Source organism: Microbacterium sp. NPDC089321, from assembly GCF_040684935.1.
In the GTDB taxonomy this organism is placed as follows: Bacteria; Actinomycetota; Actinomycetes; order Actinomycetales; family Microbacteriaceae; genus Microbacterium.
The window spans coordinates 376,571-393,052 of sequence record NZ_JBFBGX010000001.1 but is presented as its reverse complement, the minus strand read 5'-3'; the positions used below and the strand labels follow the sequence as shown (position 1 = coordinate 393,052).

17 protein-coding genes are annotated in these 16,482 nt (G+C 70.7%); 11 read left to right on the top strand and 6 right to left on the bottom strand.

Annotated elements, in window-relative coordinates; all coding sequences use genetic code 11:
* The first annotated feature begins 32 nt into the window (after window positions 1–32).
* Together AB0N59_RS01840 and tilS are read left to right on the top strand one after the other, a co-directional pair.
* Window positions 33–827 carry a 3-hydroxybutyrate dehydrogenase gene (locus tag AB0N59_RS01840; RefSeq protein WP_363477913.1) on the top strand — a complete coding sequence of 265 codons (795 nt, stop codon included), beginning with the start codon at window positions 33–35 and terminating at the stop codon, window positions 825–827.
* Window positions 828–953: 126 nt separating this feature from the next.
* Complete coding sequence (tilS, locus tag AB0N59_RS01835) at window positions 954–1,946, top strand: tRNA lysidine(34) synthetase TilS (RefSeq protein WP_363477910.1); 993 nt, start codon at window positions 954–956, stop codon at window positions 1,944–1,946.
* 3 nt (window positions 1,947–1,949) lie between these two features.
* Here the strand turns inward: tilS and AB0N59_RS01830 are convergent, their stop codons facing one another.
* Window positions 1,950–2,537, bottom strand: coding sequence for a DUF937 domain-containing protein (locus tag AB0N59_RS01830; RefSeq protein WP_363477907.1), 588 nt, complete (start codon window positions 2,535–2,537; stop codon window positions 1,950–1,952).
* An 84-nt stretch (window positions 2,538–2,621) separates the two neighbouring features.
* Here AB0N59_RS01830 and hpt point away from each other — a divergent pair, with 84 nt between their 5' ends.
* The 9 genes from hpt (at window position 2,622) to AB0N59_RS01785 (ending at window position 10,371) form a co-directional block, all read left to right on the top strand.
* Window positions 2,622–3,173, top strand: a complete 552-nt coding sequence (gene hpt / locus AB0N59_RS01825; RefSeq protein WP_363477904.1) for a hypoxanthine phosphoribosyltransferase — start codon at window positions 2,622–2,624, stop codon at window positions 3,171–3,173.
* A 71-nt stretch (window positions 3,174–3,244) separates the two neighbouring features.
* The gene (gene ftsH, locus AB0N59_RS01820) at window positions 3,245–5,251 is read left to right on the top strand and encodes an ATP-dependent zinc metalloprotease FtsH (RefSeq protein ID WP_363477901.1); all 2,007 of its coding nucleotides are present in this window, start codon (window positions 3,245–3,247) and stop codon (window positions 5,249–5,251) included.
* 1 nt (window position 5,252) lies between these two features.
* A complete protein-coding gene (gene folE, locus AB0N59_RS01815) occupies window positions 5,253–5,843 on the top strand; it encodes a GTP cyclohydrolase I (RefSeq protein ID WP_363477898.1) in 591 nt (196 codons plus the stop codon).
* Complete coding sequence (folP, locus tag AB0N59_RS01810) at window positions 5,840–6,634, top strand: dihydropteroate synthase (RefSeq protein WP_363477895.1); 795 nt, start codon at window positions 5,840–5,842, stop codon at window positions 6,632–6,634. The genes folE and folP overlap by 4 nt, the downstream gene beginning before the upstream one ends.
* Window position 6,635: 1 nt before the next feature.
* On the top strand, window positions 6,636–7,004 hold the full coding sequence (folB, locus tag AB0N59_RS01805) for a dihydroneopterin aldolase (protein WP_363477892.1): 369 nt from the start codon (window positions 6,636–6,638) through the stop codon (window positions 7,002–7,004).
* Window positions 7,004–7,543, top strand: coding sequence for a 2-amino-4-hydroxy-6-hydroxymethyldihydropteridine diphosphokinase (gene folK, locus AB0N59_RS01800; RefSeq protein WP_363477889.1), 540 nt, complete (start codon window positions 7,004–7,006; stop codon window positions 7,541–7,543). Before folB ends, folK begins: the two co-directional genes overlap by 1 nt.
* Complete coding sequence (locus AB0N59_RS01795; protein ID WP_363477886.1) at window positions 7,540–8,004, top strand: DUF3180 domain-containing protein; 465 nt, start codon at window positions 7,540–7,542, stop codon at window positions 8,002–8,004. The genes folK and AB0N59_RS01795 overlap by 4 nt, the downstream gene beginning before the upstream one ends.
* A gap of 136 nt (window positions 8,005–8,140) precedes the next feature.
* Complete coding sequence (locus AB0N59_RS01790) at window positions 8,141–8,704, top strand: PH domain-containing protein (RefSeq protein ID WP_363481171.1); 564 nt, start codon at window positions 8,141–8,143, stop codon at window positions 8,702–8,704.
* The gene (locus AB0N59_RS01785; RefSeq protein ID WP_363477883.1) at window positions 8,701–10,371 is read left to right on the top strand and encodes a PH domain-containing protein; all 1,671 of its coding nucleotides are present in this window, start codon (window positions 8,701–8,703) and stop codon (window positions 10,369–10,371) included. Before AB0N59_RS01790 ends, AB0N59_RS01785 begins: the two co-directional genes overlap by 4 nt.
* Before the next feature lie 39 nt (window positions 10,372–10,410).
* Here AB0N59_RS01785 and AB0N59_RS01780 read toward each other — a convergent pair whose 3' ends face one another.
* Genes AB0N59_RS01780 through AB0N59_RS01760 form a run of 5 tightly spaced genes read right to left on the bottom strand, consistent with a single transcriptional unit; the run spans window position 10,411 to window position 16,433 of the window.
* Window positions 10,411–11,967, bottom strand: coding sequence for a serine hydrolase domain-containing protein (locus AB0N59_RS01780; protein ID WP_363477880.1), 1,557 nt, complete (start codon window positions 11,965–11,967; stop codon window positions 10,411–10,413).
* Window positions 11,964–13,793 (bottom strand): membrane dipeptidase, encoded by a 1,830-nt coding sequence (locus AB0N59_RS01775; protein WP_363477877.1) that lies wholly within the window; start codon window positions 13,791–13,793, stop codon window positions 11,964–11,966. Before AB0N59_RS01775 ends, AB0N59_RS01780 begins: the two co-directional genes overlap by 4 nt.
* Window positions 13,794–13,816: 23 nt before the next feature.
* Window positions 13,817–14,935, bottom strand: coding sequence for an o-succinylbenzoate synthase (menC, locus tag AB0N59_RS01770; protein ID WP_363477874.1), 1,119 nt, complete (start codon window positions 14,933–14,935; stop codon window positions 13,817–13,819).
* A complete protein-coding gene (locus tag AB0N59_RS01765) occupies window positions 14,932–15,648 on the bottom strand; it encodes an SIS domain-containing protein (RefSeq protein ID WP_363477871.1) in 717 nt (238 codons plus the stop codon). The genes menC and AB0N59_RS01765 overlap by 4 nt, the downstream gene beginning before the upstream one ends.
* Complete coding sequence (locus tag AB0N59_RS01760; RefSeq protein ID WP_363477868.1) at window positions 15,645–16,433, bottom strand: GNAT family N-acetyltransferase; 789 nt, start codon at window positions 16,431–16,433, stop codon at window positions 15,645–15,647. Before AB0N59_RS01760 ends, AB0N59_RS01765 begins: the two co-directional genes overlap by 4 nt.
* Between the last annotated feature and the right edge of the window lie 49 nt (window positions 16,434–16,482).

Below are 16,482 nucleotides of genomic sequence, written 5' to 3'. Positions count from 1 at the left end.
CCCGATCGAGAACCCGCCACCGGAGGAATGACATGACTCAGCCCGACGCCCCCGCGCCCGTCACCGCGACACCGCTCGCGGGGCGTCGGGCGCTCGTCACCGGCGGCGCGAGCGGCATCGGCCTGGCCGTGGTCGAGGCGCTCGCGGCGCGCGGCGCCCACGTCGTGGTCGCCGATCGCGACGTCGAGGGCTGCCGCCGCGCCGCCGCGGCGGTCGGCGGCACTCCATGGGCCGTCGATCTTCTCGACCGCGACGCGGTGGCCGACGACCGGCTCGCCGAGGCGCTCGACGGCGTCGACATCCTCGTCAACAACGCGGGCATCCAGCACGTCAGCCCCATTGAGGACTTCGACCCCGACGACTTCCGGCGCATGCTCGCCCTCATGCTCGAGGTGCCGTTCCTGCTCGTGCGCGCGGCGCTGCCCGGCATGTACGAACGCGGGTTCGGGCGCGTGATCAACATCTCCTCCGTGCACGGGCTGCGGGCCTCGCCGTACAAGTCGGCATACGTCACCGCCAAGCACGGGCTCGAGGGGCTGTCGAAGGTCACCGCCCTCGAGGGCGGCGCGCACCGGGTGACGAGCAACTGCGTCAACCCCGGGTACGTGCGCACGCCTCTCGTCGAGAAGCAGATCGCCGATCAGGCGAGGGTGCACGGCATCGCAGAGGCCGAGGTGCTCGACCGCATCATGCTCACCGAGAGCGCGATCAAGCGGCTGGTCGAGCCCGCCGAGGTCGCCTCGCTCGTCGCCTGGCTGGCGGGCGACGACGCCGCCATGGTGACCGGCGCGAGCTACACGATGGACGGCGGCTGGTCGGCCCGCTGACTCCGGCCCCCTCGGCCGGCGCGCGTTCACAACTCAGGAGCCGCGACGCCGATCGGTGCTGTCGCGCCCGGTTCGGGCCCACCCGGGGCATGTTCTCCTGAGTTGCGACCGCGCTAGCGTGGAGACGTGCCCTCGCTCGATCCCGCCATCGCCGAAGTCCGCCGCGCCGTGCGCACCGCGCTGGGCCCGCTGCCCGCCGGCTCGACCGTCGTCGTCGCGCTGTCGGGCGGAGCTGATTCGCTGGCGCTCACGGCCGCGACGGTGTTCGAGGCGCGTGCACGCGACATCACCGTGCTGAGCCTGACCGTCGACCATCAGCTGCAGGAGGGCTCCGACGCGGTGGCCGCATCGGCCGCGGTCGCCGCCGAGCAGCTCGGCGTGCACGACGCCCTGCAGACGAAGGTCGCCGTCGCGTCCGACGGAGCGGGGATCGAGGCCGCCGCCCGCGACGCGCGCTACGCCGCTATCCACGCCATCGCCCGTGCCGAGGGCGCGGCCGCTGTGCTGCTCGGACACACCCTCGACGATCAGGCCGAGACCGTGCTTCTCGGCCTCGCCCGCGGTTCAGGGGCCGCGAGTCTGCAGGGCATGGCCCCGGTTCGCGAGAGCGACGACGGGATGCTGTGGATGCGCCCGCTGCTCGCAGTGCGCCGAGCCACCACGCGAGCGTGCTGCACAGCATCCGGGATCGAGTTCTGGGACGACCCGCACAACCTCGACCCGCGCTACGCCCGGGTGCGCACCCGCGAGCGGGTGATGCCGATGCTCGAGACCGAACTCGGCCCCGGCATCGCCGAGGCGCTCGCCCGCACCGCCGAGCAGCTGCGGGAAGACGCCGAGGCGTTCGACGAGATGATCCACGAGACCATCGAAGACATCGTCGAGCACGCCGAAGCGGGCATCTCGGTGAGCGTCGCCGCGCTCGCGGCGAACCCCGCGGCGCTGCGCAACCGCATCATCCGGCTGGTCGTCGACAGCGAGTTCGGGGTGAGCCTGACCCGGGCGCAGACTCTCGAGGTGGCTCGCCTGGTGACCGACTGGTCGGGCCAGGGGCCGATCGATCTGCCCGCGTGCACCGCGCGGCGGGCAGGCGGGCAGATCGTCTTCACCGCGCGGTAGCGACTACTTGCGGCCGCCGAGCAGTCCGCCGAGGATGTCGCCGAGTCCGCCGCCTGCTCCGCCGGACGAGCTCTTCCCGCCGCCCAGCAGCCCGCCGAGGATGTCGCCCAGTCCGCCGCCGGCACCGCCGGACGAGCTCTGGCCGCCGCCGAGCAGTCCGCCGAGGATGTCGCCCAGTCCGCCGCCGGATCCACCGGACCTGCCCTTGTTCATGTTGGCGATGATGCCCATGATGATCGGCGCGAGGATCGGCAGCAGCTTGCCGAAGTCGATGCCGCCCGCCGTCTTCTCGCTCTTGTTCAGCGTCTCGGTGACCTCGCCCTTGCGCTCGCCGAAGACGTGCTTCACGATCTTCTCGCCGTCGGCCTGGTCGACGTCGTCGACCTTCGAGGCTCCGGTGAAGCCGCCGTGGCGGTTCAGGGCCTTCTCGATCGCCGCCGAGCCCTCATCGGTCTCGGCGTTCTTGGCGAGGCCGCCGAGCAGGGTCGCGCCGCCCTCCTGCACGGCCTGGCGGGCGACATCCGTGCTGACGCCGAAGCGCTCAGCGATGTCGTCGACCGGCACCTGCTTCAGGATCTCGTCGAAGTTCATGTCTTCCTTCCCCGCAGGGCGGGAGCCCTGCTCCACAGCACACAGTAGTGCGGAAGGTCATGCCGATCGACCTAAGATCGATCCATGCGCGCTGCCGACATCCAGGACGACCTGACCGACATCCTCGTCACCGAGGAGCAGATCCACGCCAAGCTCGAAGAGCTGGCTGCGCAGGTGGCGAACGACTACTCCGGCAAGGATCTTCTGCTGATCGGCGTGCTCAAGGGCGCCGTGATGGTGATGGCCGACTTCTCGCGCCGGCTGCCGATGAATGCCCCGATGGACTGGATGGCGGTCTCGAGCTACGGCGCCAGCACCAAGTCGAGCGGCGTGGTGCAGATCCGCAAGGACCTCGACACCGACCTGCACGGCAAGCACGTGCTGATCGTCGAGGACATCATCGACTCGGGTCTCACTCTCAGCTGGCTGCTCGAGAACTTCGAGTCCCGCGGGGCCGAGTCGATCGAGGTGCTCGCCCTGCTGCGCAAGCCCGAGGCGGCGAAGGTGCAGATCGACTGCAAGTACGTCGGGTTCGACATCCCGAACGAGTTCGTCGTCGGTTACGGCCTCGACTACGCCGAGAGCTATCGCAACCTCCGCGACGTCGCCGTGCTGGCGCCGCACGTCTACAGCTGAGGTCGTCGGCGTTCCGCCGAGGGTGAACGCACAGCGGACGCCTGAACACCGGGCGGTACGCTGAACGCATCATGGATGTCAAGAAGGTCTCCCGCAATCCGCTGATCTACGTCGCGTTGATCGGCGCACTGCTCTTCGCCGGTTTCCTGCTGATCTCGAACCTCTCGGCGCCCAAGCAGGTCACCGTGCAGCAGGGCCTCGAGCTGCTCGACGGCGACACCGTGACGAAGGTCGTGAACACCGACGGCGACCAGCGGGTCGACCTGACGCTCTCGAAGGAGTTCGAGGGCGCCAAGAACGTGCAGTTCTACTACGTCGAGGCGCGGGCCGACCAGGTCGTCGAGGCCATCGACGGCGCCGAGATCAAGGCCAAGGACGCGAACGACGTCGTGCCGCGCGCCACCTGGTTCGACGGGTTCCTCTCGCTGCTCCTGCCGCTCGTGCTGCTGGGTCTGCTGTTCTGGTGGCTGCTCTCTTCCATGCAGGGCGGCGGAAGCAAGGTCATGCAGTTCGGCAAGTCGAAGGCCAAGCTCGTCAGCAAGGAGACCCCCACGGTCACCTTCGCCGACGTCGCCGGTGCCGACGAGGCCATCGAGGAGCTGCACGAGATCAAGGAGTTCCTGCAGGATCCGAGCAAGTTCCAGGCGATCGGCGCCCGCATCCCGAAGGGCGTGCTGCTGTACGGCCCTCCCGGAACGGGAAAGACGCTGCTCGCACGTGCGGTCGCCGGTGAGGCCGGCGCCCCCTTCTACTCCATCTCCGGTTCCGACTTCGTCGAGATGTTCGTCGGCGTCGGCGCGTCCCGCGTTCGCGACCTGTTCACCCAGGCGAAGGAGAACGCCCCCGCGATCATCTTCATCGACGAGATCGATGCGGTCGGACGCCATCGCGGCGCAGGCCTCGGCGGCGGCAACGACGAGCGCGAGCAGACGCTCAATCAGATGCTCGTCGAGATGGACGGCTTCGACCCGAACGCGAACGTCATCGTGATCGCCGCGACCAACCGTCCCGACATCCTCGACCCCGCGCTGCTGCGCCCCGGTCGCTTCGACCGCCAGATCGGGGTCGATGCCCCTGACCTGAAGGGCCGTCAGCACATCCTCCAGGTGCACGCGAAGGGCAAGCCGCTCGCGCAGTCGGTCGACCTCGAGGTCGTCGCCCGCAAGACGCCCGGCTTCACCGGCGCCGATCTCGCCAACGTGCTCAACGAGGCCGCACTGCTGACCGCCCGCTCGAACGCGCAGCTGATCGACAACCGCGCTCTCGACGAGGCCATCGATCGCGTGATCGCCGGCCCTCAGCGCCGCACCCGCGTGATGAAGGACAAAGAGAAGCTCATCACCGCGTACCACGAGGGCGGCCACGCCCTCGCCGCGGCGGCGATGAACTACACCGACCCGGTCACCAAGATCACGATCCTTCCGCGCGGCAAGGCCCTCGGCTACACGATGGTGCTGCCCGTCGACGACAAGTACTCGGTCACCCGCAACGAGCTGCAGGACCAGCTGACCTATGCGATGGGCGGCCGTGTCGCGGAGGAGATCGTCTTCCACGACCCCACCACCGGCGCCTCGAACGACATCGAGAAGGCGACCGGCATCGCCCGCAAGATGGTCACCGAGTACGGCATGACCACGCAGGTCGGACCGGTCAAGCTCGGCTCCGAGGGCGGCGAGATGTTCGTCGCGCGCGACATGAACCGTGGCCGCGACTACTCCGACAAGGTCGCCGAGGCCGTCGATGAGCAGGTGCGCGCGCTCATCGAGCAGGCCCACAACGAGGCCTACAAGGTGATCAGCGAGAACCGTGACATCCTCGACCGGCTGGCGCTCGCGCTGCTCGAAGAGGAGACCCTCGACCACAACCAGATCGCCGAGATCTTCACCGAGGTGCGCAAGCTCCCCGAGCGTCCGCAGTGGCTCTCGAGCGAAGAGCGACCGGTGTCGAGCCTGCCCCCGATCGCGGTGCCCCGTCGTGTCGAAGAGGGCGTGGCCGCGCAGACCGCGCAGCCGGGCGATCAGGCTCGCACCTCCGGCTCGCCCGCGACCGGCGGGCAGGCCCGACCGGCGACGGCGTGACGTGAGCGTCGACAGGGCGCGCGTCGAGCGGCTCACCCGCGAACTGCTCGAGGCGATCGGCGAGGATCCGGACAGGCCGGGGCTGACGCAGACTCCGGCGCGGATGGCCGAGCTGTACGCGGAGTTCTTCGCCGGCGTCGGTGAGGATCCCGCGAGTCATCTCGCGCGAACCATCAGCGTGTCGCGGGGCCCCGCCCCCGACACGCTGCCGTCGGGCGCGGTGCTGCTGCGCGACATCCGCTTCCGGTCGGTGTGCGAGCATCACCTGCTGCCGTTCGCCGGCGTCGCGCACATCGCGTACCTGCCCGGCGAGCAGGTCGTCGGTCTGGGCGCGCTGGTGAAGGTCGTCGAGACCCTGGCGACCCGCCCGCAGGTGCAGGAGCGACTGGGCGAGCAGATCGCGGATGCCATCGCCGAGAACCTCGACACCAGGGGAGTGCTCGTCGTGCTCGACGCGTCGCACGGCTGCGTGACGATGCGCGGCGGCCGGCAGCCGCTCGCCACGACGGTGACCATCGCGGCTCGCGGCGAGTTCACCGAGCCCGCGGCCCGGTCCGAGCTCATCGCCCTGATCGGCGGCGGGCAGCTGTGACCGGCATCTGGGGCATCCTGAACATCACCCCCGACTCGTTCAGCGACGGCGGGCGCTACCTCGATCTCGACATCGCCCTCGCCCGCGCCCGCGCGATGCGCGCGCAGGGCGCCGGCATCATCGACGTGGGCGGCGAGTCCACGCGCCCCGGCGCCGAGCGCATCGGCAGCGCAGAGGAGCAGCGTCGTGTGCTCCCGGTGATCGAGGCGCTTTCGGCCGAGGGCATCCCGACCTCGATCGACACCCTCAACGCCGACACAGCCGCAGCCGCCGTGAAGGCGGGGACCCGCATCGTGAACGACGTCTCGGGCGGGCTGGCCGACGAGCGGATGCTCGCGATCGTCGCCGACCTGGATGCCGACATCGCGATCGGTCATTGGCGCGGCCCGTCGGACGACATGTACGCGCGGGCCCAGTATTCGCGGATCGCCCGCGAGGTGGCATCCGAGCTGCGGGACCGCGTCACCGCGGCCGCCGTCGCCGGCATCGCTCCGTCGCGCGTGATCCTGGACCCCGGCATCGGCTTCGCGAAGTCGGGAGCGCAGAACTGGGAGGTGCTGCGCGGCCTCGACGAGATCATCGGCCTCGGGCATCGGGTGCTCGTCGGCACGTCGCGCAAGCGGTTCCTCGCCGAGACCCTCGGGGGAGAGGCCGATCAGGAGCGCCGCGACCTCGCGACCGCCGTGACCAGTGCCCTCGCGGCCAGAGCAGGCGCCTGGGCGGTGCGGGTGCACGACGTCGCCTCGACCCGCGATGCGCTGGCCGTCAGTGCCGCATGGGATGGAGTCTGAGATGAACGCTGTCGACGAGATCACCCTCACCGGGCTGACCGTGTTCGGGTACCACGGCGTCTTCGACTTCGAGCGGCGCCAGGGCCAGGAGTTCACGATCGACCTCGTGCTGCAGCTGTCGCTGTCGGATGCCGCGGCATCTGACGACGTGCTCGACACGGTGCACTACGGCGAGCTGGCGGACAGGGTCGCGGGCATCGTGGCCGGTGAGCCGGTGAACCTCATCGAGACGCTCGCACAGCGCATCGCCGACGCGGTGCTCGACGACGACCGCGTGCAGAACGTGACCGTCACGGTGCACAAGCCGCATGCGCCGATCGAGCAGACCTTCGCCGACGTGTCGGTCACGATCCGCCGAGGACGCGCGTGATGGACCGGCGGCTCACCCACCTCTCCGACCTGCCCGATCCGCGGCCCGGCCGCGAACCGCAGGTCGCCGTGATCGCACTCGGATCGAACGAGGGCGACCGCGGTGAGATGCTGCGTGCCGCGGCCGAGCGGCTCCGCCGCCTGCCGCTGGTTGACGACCTCGTCATGTCGGATCCGATCGAGACGGTCGCCGTGAAGCCCGATGGGCCCGATCCCGATGCGCCGCCGTACCTGAACGCGGTGGCGCTGATGACCACTCGCCTCGCCCCGCAGGTGCTGCTCGGCATGCTGCACGCGGTCGAGGAGGAGCAGGGCCGGGTGCGGCTCGAGCGCTGGGGCGACCGCACTCTCGACCTCGACCTGATCGCCTACGGCGACTTCGCCAGCGACGCCGAGCACCTGCAGGTGCCTCACCCGCGCGCAGCCGAGCGGCTGTTCGTGCTCGAACCGTGGCTGAGCATCGATCCCGACGCCGTGCTTCCCGGATCCGGACGCGTCGACGACCTCGTGCGCCGGCTGCGCGCCTCAGACGGACGATGAAGCGCACATCGGGAGCACTGCTCTTCGTGCTGGGTCTGCTGTCGACGGGCGCCGGCTTCGCCTTCGACCATCTGCTCACCGTGACCGGGCGCGCGACGTTCACGCCGTCGGCCTTCCTTCCGGTGCTGCTCGTGCTCATCGCGATCGCCGTGCTGCTGCTGGCGTGGCCGGTGCGCCGCAGCACTCGCGGCGGCCAGCGCATCGACCCGTTCCGGGCGCTGCGCGCAGCCACGCTCGCGCGGGCGTCGAGCCTGCTCGGCGCGATCATGGCCGGCTTCGGCGCGGGACTGCTGCTGTTTCTCGCCACGCGGCCCGTGCCTGCGCCGGTAGGGTCGGTGGTGGCGATGATCGCCCTCATCATCGGCGCGGCGCTGCTGGTCGGGGTGGCGCTCATCGCGGAACAGTTCTGCACACTGCCGAAGGACCCTGATGAGCGACAGCCAGACGAACCCGCCCCGTGAGCCGAACCCGTTCGCCCCGCCTGCAGAGAACCCCGCGCCGCCGGTGACGCCCGCGGCTCCGGCATCCGCTCCTGCGGCCCCGCCGATGCCGTCCGCGCCGCCCGCGCCGCAGCCGGCGCCTCCCGCACCGCCTGCTGTGCAGCCGGCGCCTGCCGCGCCGCTGACCGTCCCCGCCGTGCTCGACGAGGGCACCTACACGGGCATCCGCACGCCGCGCAGCCCCGCCGCACTGGCGCTCGACGGCACGTGGCACCAGATCTCACCGCGGTACGTGGTCTCGCAGTTCGTGCAGTACGCGATCGTGATCGTTCTCGTCGCGATCGCGGCCGTCGTCGCCGCCACGATGTTCGAGCAGAACTGGGTCTGGATCCCCGCCGGGGCGTTCATGGTGATCAACCTGATCACCCTCGCGATCCTGCCCCGGCAGGCCAAGGCGCTCGGCTACATGCTGCGCGCCGATGACGTCGTCTTCCGCCGTGGCATCCTGTGGCAGCGGATGGTCGCCGTGCCGTACGGCCGCATGCAGCTCGTCGACATCACCCAGGGCCCGCTCGATCGCATCTTCGGCCTCGCGCAGCTCAAGATGGTCACCGCTGCGGCGGCGACCGGCGTGCAGATCCCCGGGCTCACGCAGGGCGCCGCCGAGGCGCTGCGCGACACCCTCATCGAGGTGGCCGAGACGCGGCGGACCGGCCTGTGAGCACCCCCGGACCCTTCGACGCCGTGTCGGCTCCCGAGACGCTTCCGGACGGCGGCTCATCGACGCTCGCCGACGGCGAGTGGCATCGGATGCACCCCCTGACGCCGCTGTTCAAGGGCGGCCTCGCGCTGCTGGTGGTGGCCGGAATCGTCATCTCGAACATGCGCGACAAGGTCATCGAGTGGCTGGTGAAGCTCTTCGCTCCCGCTGAGGCCGGGTACGTCACGCAGAGCGGCGACCCCGTCGACTGGGTGCTCGAGAACGACCTCGTGCTGCTGGCGCTGGCCGCCGTGCTCGGGCTCGTCGTGCTGCTCGTCGCGATCTTCTGGTTCCTCTGGCGCTTCCAGCAGTTCCGCATCACCGGCCACCACGTCGAGGTGCGCAAAGGACTGCTGTTCCGCTCGCACCGCCGAGCCCCGCTCGACCGCGTGCAGGGCGTCAACCTCACGCGCCCCTTCCCCGCCCGGCTGATCGGACTCGCGAAGCTCGAGGTCGTCGGAGCGGGCAACGACGCGAACGTGCCGCTCGAGTACTTGTCGACCCCGAAGGCCGAGGCGGTGCGCGCCGACATCCTCAGGCTCGCCGCCGGAGCCAGGAACGCCCGCATGGTGGCATCCGGACCCGCGCCGCAGCAGACGGCCCGCGAGCAGCTCGTCGGATCGATGAACGCCGGAGTGTCGGGGCTGATCGAAGGCGTCGATCTCGCCGACGTCGCGCCCGAGAGCGTCGTGAAGATCCCGACCGGCCGCCTGATCGGCTCGCAGCTCGTCATCGGCGTGCTCTGGTTCGTGTTCTTCGCGGCGATCTTCGTCATCTCGATCAGCGCGATGTACCTCGGCATGACCGCAGACGGCGAGAACCCGTCCGACATCGCGCTGGGCCTGGTCGGCCTGGCCCTCGGCATGGGCATCCCGCTCGTCATCGCCGTGGTCGGCATCACCTGGGCGCAGATCTCGAAGTCGCTGCGCTATTCGATCGCATCGACTCCCGACGGAGTTCGCATCACTTTCGGCCTGCTGACGACGGTGACCGAGACCCTGCCACCAGGCCGCATCTTCGCGGTCGAGGTGTCGCAGTCGCTGCTGTGGCGACCGTTCGGCTGGTGGACGGTGAAGATCAACCGGATGACGGGCAAGAGCGCCGCGCAGCAGAGCTCGGGCAACGCGCAGCAGTTCAGCATCGTGCTGCCGGTGGGGCGCCGCGTCGACGTCGAGCGCGTGCTGGGACTGGTCATGCCGGGCATCCCGCCGCACGAGATCGCGGCGATGTGGGAGAGCGGCGTCACAGGACCCGCCGCCGACGACCCGTACAAGACCATCCCGGCCCGTGCGGCATGGCGACGCCCCCTGTCGTGGAAGCGTCACGGCTACCGCCTCACCGAGCACGCGCTGCTGGTGCGCCGTGGCTTCCTCTGGCGCCGTCTCGCCGTCTTCCCGCTCGCGCGCCTGCAGAGCGTCTCGATCTCGCAGAGCCCCCTCGAGCGACTGCAGCGGGTCTCGCGCGGGCAGGTCCACTCCGTGACCGGCCCGGTCACAGGACATCTGTCGGGCCTCGACCGCGACGACGCGATCGCGCTGCTCGACGGTGTCAGCCGCGCAGCGGCGCACGCCGCGTCGAACGATCGCACCCACCGCTGGGCGGAGTGGCAGCAGGCCGCCGGAGCCTGATCCGACGTCGGATGCCGCCCCGTGGCGGCATCCGACGATTCACCGAACCGGGGCGTGCTCTACCGCAGCCACCCTGTGGTGATCGGTGACGAGGTCGACCTCGTCGCGGGGCTTGCCGCGCTCACCGGCCACGCGCACCTCGAGCGCCTGCACGATCGGCTCGCTCAGCCCCACCATCCGCAGATCGCAGACCAGCGCGCCTGTCGCGCACGGCACCGTCCAGCGCAGTGCCGAGGCATCGGCCGCAGAGACGATGCGCGTTGCGAGGGGCGGCGCGTCGACGTCGGGAACGCCGACCTCGTCTGTCGCGGCCCGCAGGCGCCGTGTGCGCACGTCGGCCGGCACATCGCGCAGCACGTTGCGCGCGAGCTCACCCGCGTCTGCCCAGGACTCCGGATGCTGCAGTGCTCGTCCCGAGCGCAGCAGCTCATCGACGCGCCCCGCCGCGGCGAGGGTCTGCGGCCATGGCCTGACGACCTCCGCCGGCGCATCGACCGCTCGCAGCACGTCATGCAGCATCAGGCCGGCGATGCGTCCCGCCCCGAACGAGTCGGAGTTGCCGAAGGCGACCACCCCGATGCCGGATGCCGGATGCCAGCGCATGTGCGACGAGAAGCCGGGAAGGCCGCCGGAGTGCTGCACGACGCGCCCGAACCTGCGGTCGTGCTCGACGACCAGGCCGTAGCCGTAACCCGCGCCGTCGAGTTCGCGCTCGCCGAACTGGCCGACCGCCGGCGAGATCAGCGTGCGTGCGACCTGCATCTCCCGACGGGAGGCGGCACGGAGCGGCCCCGACGAGCTGGGCCGCGAGAGGTCGTCATCGAACGCCGAGCTGAGGAAGTGCATCCAGCTGCCGATGTCGTCCACGGTGCTGAACATGCTGCCGATGCACCCCAGCGCCCCGGTGCCCACGTAGGGCTCGTGGATGAAGGACTCGCCGTCGTCGAAGGTGCGGAATCCGTGTGCGAGGTCGGCATCCGATGGGTAGAGATCGGCGGATGCCCTGGTGGCCGAGAGGCCGAGCGGGTCGAGCAGGCGCTCGCGGATGACGTCTTCGACCGGGCGGCCGGTGACCGACTCGATCGCCCTGCCGATGAGCGACTGGCCCAGATTGGAGTACTGGTACTGGGTGCCGGGCTGCGCCGAGAGGCTGAGACCAGCGCTGACCACGTCTCTCATGAACGCGCGCGATTCGCCCAGGTGGTCGTCGCCCCACGGGTTGTCCTCGACGAGACCAGCGCTGTTCGCCATGAGCATCGACAGCGTGATCCGGTCTCCGACGGGGTGCCCGTCGATCCTCGCATCGCCGACCTCGGGTACCCACTGCGTGACGGGTGCATGCAGGTCGAGCAGTCCCTCGTCCCGCAGGGCCAGCGCCGTCGCGGAGAGGAAGCTCTTCGACATCGATGCGATGCGGAACACGGTGCGCCGAGTGGCCGGGGCGCCGTCGCGGCGCGGCTCGCCGTGTGCGGCGACGGCGATGACGCGCCCATGATGGGTGATCGCGACGAGGGATGCGGGCGCACGCCGCAGCGTCGCCTGATCCAGCCGCTCCGCCAGAGCGGCCTCAGCCGCGTCGAGCAGCAGATCGCTCATCGGGATGCCCTGGCCGCAGCAGCGGCGCGGATCTCGGCCGCGAATCCGGCGATGAGCGCGCGGCTGGCGCGCGTGTTCTCGTCGTCGACCGCACGGGCCTCGGCCAGCAGCTCGGCGACGGGCCGGTCGTCCTCGGCCGGGGTGGTCGGCTCCTGCCAACGGGCCAGGTCGTCTGCGCCGACCTCGGGATGGAACTGCAGTCCGCGCACGTGTGCGCCCAGGCGGAAGGCCTGATTCTCGACGGCAGCGCTCGAGGCGAGCAGCACGGCGTCGGGCGGCAGTGCGGTGATCATGTCCTGGTGGTTCTCGATCATGTGCGCCGACTGCGCCAGCCCGCCGAGCAGCGGGTCTGCGGCGCCGGCCGCAGAAGGGGTGATCAGCGTGGCACCGCGCTCCTTCGGACCGAAATCGGCGCGCACCTCTCCGCCGGCGACGTGCGCGAGCAGCTGCCCTCCCAGGCAGATTCCGAGCGTCGGCAGGTCTGCCGAGATCGCCTCGAGAGCGAGCGCGCGTTCCTGGGCCAGCCAGGGCGCGCGGTCGTCGTCGTCGGGCATGAGCCCTCCGCCCAGCATCACCAGGGCGTCGTAGCCCGAGAGATCGGCGGGCAGCCCGCGCGAGCCGAGAACGGCGTCGACCGCGATGCCCTCCTCTTCGAGCCAGGCTCCCAGCCGGCGGGGTCCCGAGGTCTCGGCGTTGACGACCACCAGCACTCGTGGCCCCGTGGCGCCGCCTGATGCCTCCGCGGCTGCAGCGGCGCGCAGGGCCACATCGACCCTCGGCGCGAACGAGACGGGTGCGCCCGCAGAGCCGGCCAGGAAGGCCGCGTGATCGGCGTCGGACGCCTCGAGCACGCGCAGCACGTTGCCGTGCGCGACGGCGTCGAGGTCGTGCTGAGACCACCCGCGGCGGCGCAGCTCGTCGAGCAGATCCTGGTAGCGCGAGACGTCTTCGAGCCCGCTGGGCATGGCATCCGTGCCGTCGTAGTCGGCGCCGATCCCGACGGCATGCACCCCGGCAACATCACGGATGTGCTCGAGGTGGTCGGCGACGTCGCCGATGCCGACCGGAGGCGCCTCGCCGACTTCCCCCGCCTCGACCCAGTCGCGACGCGCCTGCGACAGGAACGACGGGACGAAGGCGACCATGACCACGCCGTCGTGCTCGCCGATCGCGGCGAGCACATCGTCGGGCACGTTGCGCGGGTGGTCGCACAGCGCGAGAGCGCAGGAATGGCTGACCATCACGGGCCGCGTGCTGACCGCGAGCGCATCGCGCATGGTCGCGGGCGAGACATGGGCGAGGTCGACGAGCATCCCGATGCGGTTCATCTCGCGCACCACGTCGCGCCCGAACCCGGTCAGACCGCCGTGCCTGGCCTCGTCGGTGGCGGAGTCGGCCCAGTCGATCGTGCGAGACCACGTGAGGGTCATGTAGCGCGCGCCGAGGCGCGCGTACTGGCGCAGCACGGCCAGCGACCCATCGATCTGCGCACCGCCCTCGATGCCGATGAGCGATGCGAGCCGGCCCGAGCCGAAGGCGTCTCGCACCTCGCGCGCGCTCCGCGCGGCCACGAGCCGGTCGGGGTGCGCGTCGATCAGGCGCTGCACGAAGTCGATCTGCTCGAGCGTTGCCGTCACCTGCTCGGCCCCGCTCAGGGCCGGATCGACCCACACCGACCAGAACTGACCGGCAACGCCGCCGTCGGCGAGCCGAGGAAGGTCGGTGTGCAGCGCCGGCACGCGGGCATCCAGTCCCTGCACCGCATAGCCGAAGCCCTCTCGGCGCGCCCACGCCAGGTCGTTGTGTCCGTCGATGACGGGGATCATGCTCTCTGCCTCTCTCTGCAGGGTCAGGCCGCTGCGGTGTCGAACGTACGCGACGTGTTGCGACGCACCCACTCCTCGTCGACCTCGTGTCCGATGCCGGGTGCCGTCGGCACGCTCACCCGGCCCGCGTGCGCCACGACCGCGGGAACGACGACGTCGCGTGCGAAGTACTTGTCGGATCCTGAGACGTCGGACGGCAGGACGAAGTTCGGCATCGCCGAGAGCGCCACGTTGGCGGCGCGACCGACCCCGAATTCGTGCATCCCCCCGCACCAGACCGGGATGCCCGCGTCGGCGGCGAGGTCGTGCGCCTGTCGCGCGACCGTGAGCCCGCCCATGCGCGACACCTTGATGTTGAGCACCCGACCGGCATCCAGCGCGAGCATCGTGCGCAGATCCGCCAGATCGACGACGGACTCGTCGAGGCAGATCGGCGTGCTCAGAGCCTGCTGCAGGCGTGCGTGCGCGACGAAGTCGCGGGGCGCGAACGGCTGCTCGATCATCGTCAGCCGCTCGTCGTCGAGTGCGCGGAAGACGGCGGCAGCCGCGTCGTCGTCGGGGTAGGCGCCGTTCGCATCGACGTGCAGATCGAGATCAGGATGCGCAGAGCGCACCGCCCTCACGGGCTCGAGGTCCCAGCCCGGGGCGATCTTCAGCTTGACGCGCCCATAGCCTGCATCCGTCTGGCGCTGCACCTGCGCAAGCAGGGCGTCGATGCCCGGTTCGATGCCGAGCGATACACCCGCCACGACCTCGGAGCGGGTGCCGCCGAGTGCGGTCGCCAGCGAGACCCCCAGGTCGCGGGAATGCAGATCCCACGCGGCCGCCGAGAACCCCGCCTTCGCGAACTCGTGGCCGCGCACGCGGCGCCACTGCGCCTCGAGCTGGTCCGGGGTGTCCCACTCCGCGCCGAGCACGGCAGGAACGAGGTACCGCAGGGCGATCGACCATGCCGTGGCGGTCGTCTCGGAGCCGTAGTAGGGGTCTGCAGGAGACGCGATCTCGCCCCAGCCCGTGCGGCCGTCCGCATCGGTCGCCGCGACGAGGATGTGGTCGAGGTGCGTCTTGCGGTGCGAACTCGTCTCGAAGCCGTGCACGAGGGGAAGCGAGACCTCGAAGAGGCGAAGGCGTTCGATTCTCATTCGATCTCCGGTTCGTTCAGTGCGTCGCCCACCGCGCTCGGGCGGTACAGCCCGAGGTCGGACCCGAACCGGTCGCGGACGGCGAGGCGGCGACGCGCGCCCTTCGCGCTCGCCGTCGTGAGCGTCGAGAGCAGATGGCAGACGGCCGCGACCGAGGTGGGCGAGTCGGCGTACGACGCCGATCCGGTGTGCACGCGGATCAGCGACGACGCGACTCCGGCCAGCGGGGCGTCCTCGCTGTCGGTGATCACCAGCAGCTCGCCGCCGGCTTCACGGAACAGCTCGCCGAACCGCACGGTCTCCTCGCGGTAGCGGCGCATCGAGAAGACCACGAGCACGTCGCTCGCGCGCACATCCGTCAGCACGGTCAGGGGCGTGAGAGCGCGCCCGTCGACGAGGAACACGTTCGACAGGGTCGCCGAGAGGTCGGCGCCGAGCAGCTCGGCGTACGCGGCCGCCTTGCCCAGGCCGCCGATGTACCGACGGCGCGCGCCGAGGATCAGCCCGGCGGCGCGAGGCACGTCGCCCGTGCGCGACAACTCGTCGAAGGTGCGGGCGAGCGATCGCGTCTCGGCCTCGATCACCCGAGCCTGCAGCGCCTCGGCCGACACGTTCGTGCGGATGCGCTGACCGAAGCGCTCGCCGGGTGACACCAGCTCGCGGTCGTGGTCGTTCTCGTCTTCGGGAACATCGGTGCCGGTCCGCGTCGTCATCCCGCGCTCTCCCCATCGTGACGGTGCACCGCGAGGTGCACGGCTGTGGTCTCGTCGACGAGCCGGCTGGCGACCAGGACGCGTCCGTCGGCGAGCAGGCGGTGCAGGGCGCGGCGCACGACCGCATCGGCATCCGGCCGCTCGTCGTCGGCCGCGCAGGCGCGCGCAGGCGCGGCGAGCCAGATCGCTCCGTGACCGGCGTCGGGTGCCGGCAGCGGGTGGCCCCAGTGCTGCGCCCCGAGCGCGGGCGGCGTGGCGGAACGGGCACCGGCGTACGGGTCGGCCGAGCGCTCGAGCGCCCAGTCGACGACCACCCTGTCGGTGCCAGGCCGCGCGTAGTAGTCGGCGACGTAGCCGATGCCCTCTGCGCCCAGCGTCGAGAGGTTGAAGTGCGCGTTGCGCGTGAGCGACGGATCGAACGTCCATCGCATGTGCCCATGCCCCCAGCCGAGGGCGACCTCGCGCTGCGCCTGCTTGAGCATGCGTCCGACGCCCGCGCCCTGGTGAGCAGGATCGACCACGGCGGCCTGCGAGTAGTGGAACTCGGCTCCGTGCTCGTCGCGACCCGCGAAGCCGTATGCGAAGCCGACCAGCGATCCGTCGGCGGTGTGCACGCCCACCGCCGAACCGCCGTTGCGCACGAGGGCGCTCAGCAGATTGGTGTTCAGCTGCAGGTCGGGACTGTCGTACCCGAAGACCCGGGCGTACAGCGCACTGGCCTCGTGCAGGTCGGCATGCGTGCGCAACGTGCTGCTGTGGTACCGCGGCCCCGATGCCTCGTGCATGATACGAATCCTATATTTCGACTGTGATTGCTTCGATGCTAGAAGATAT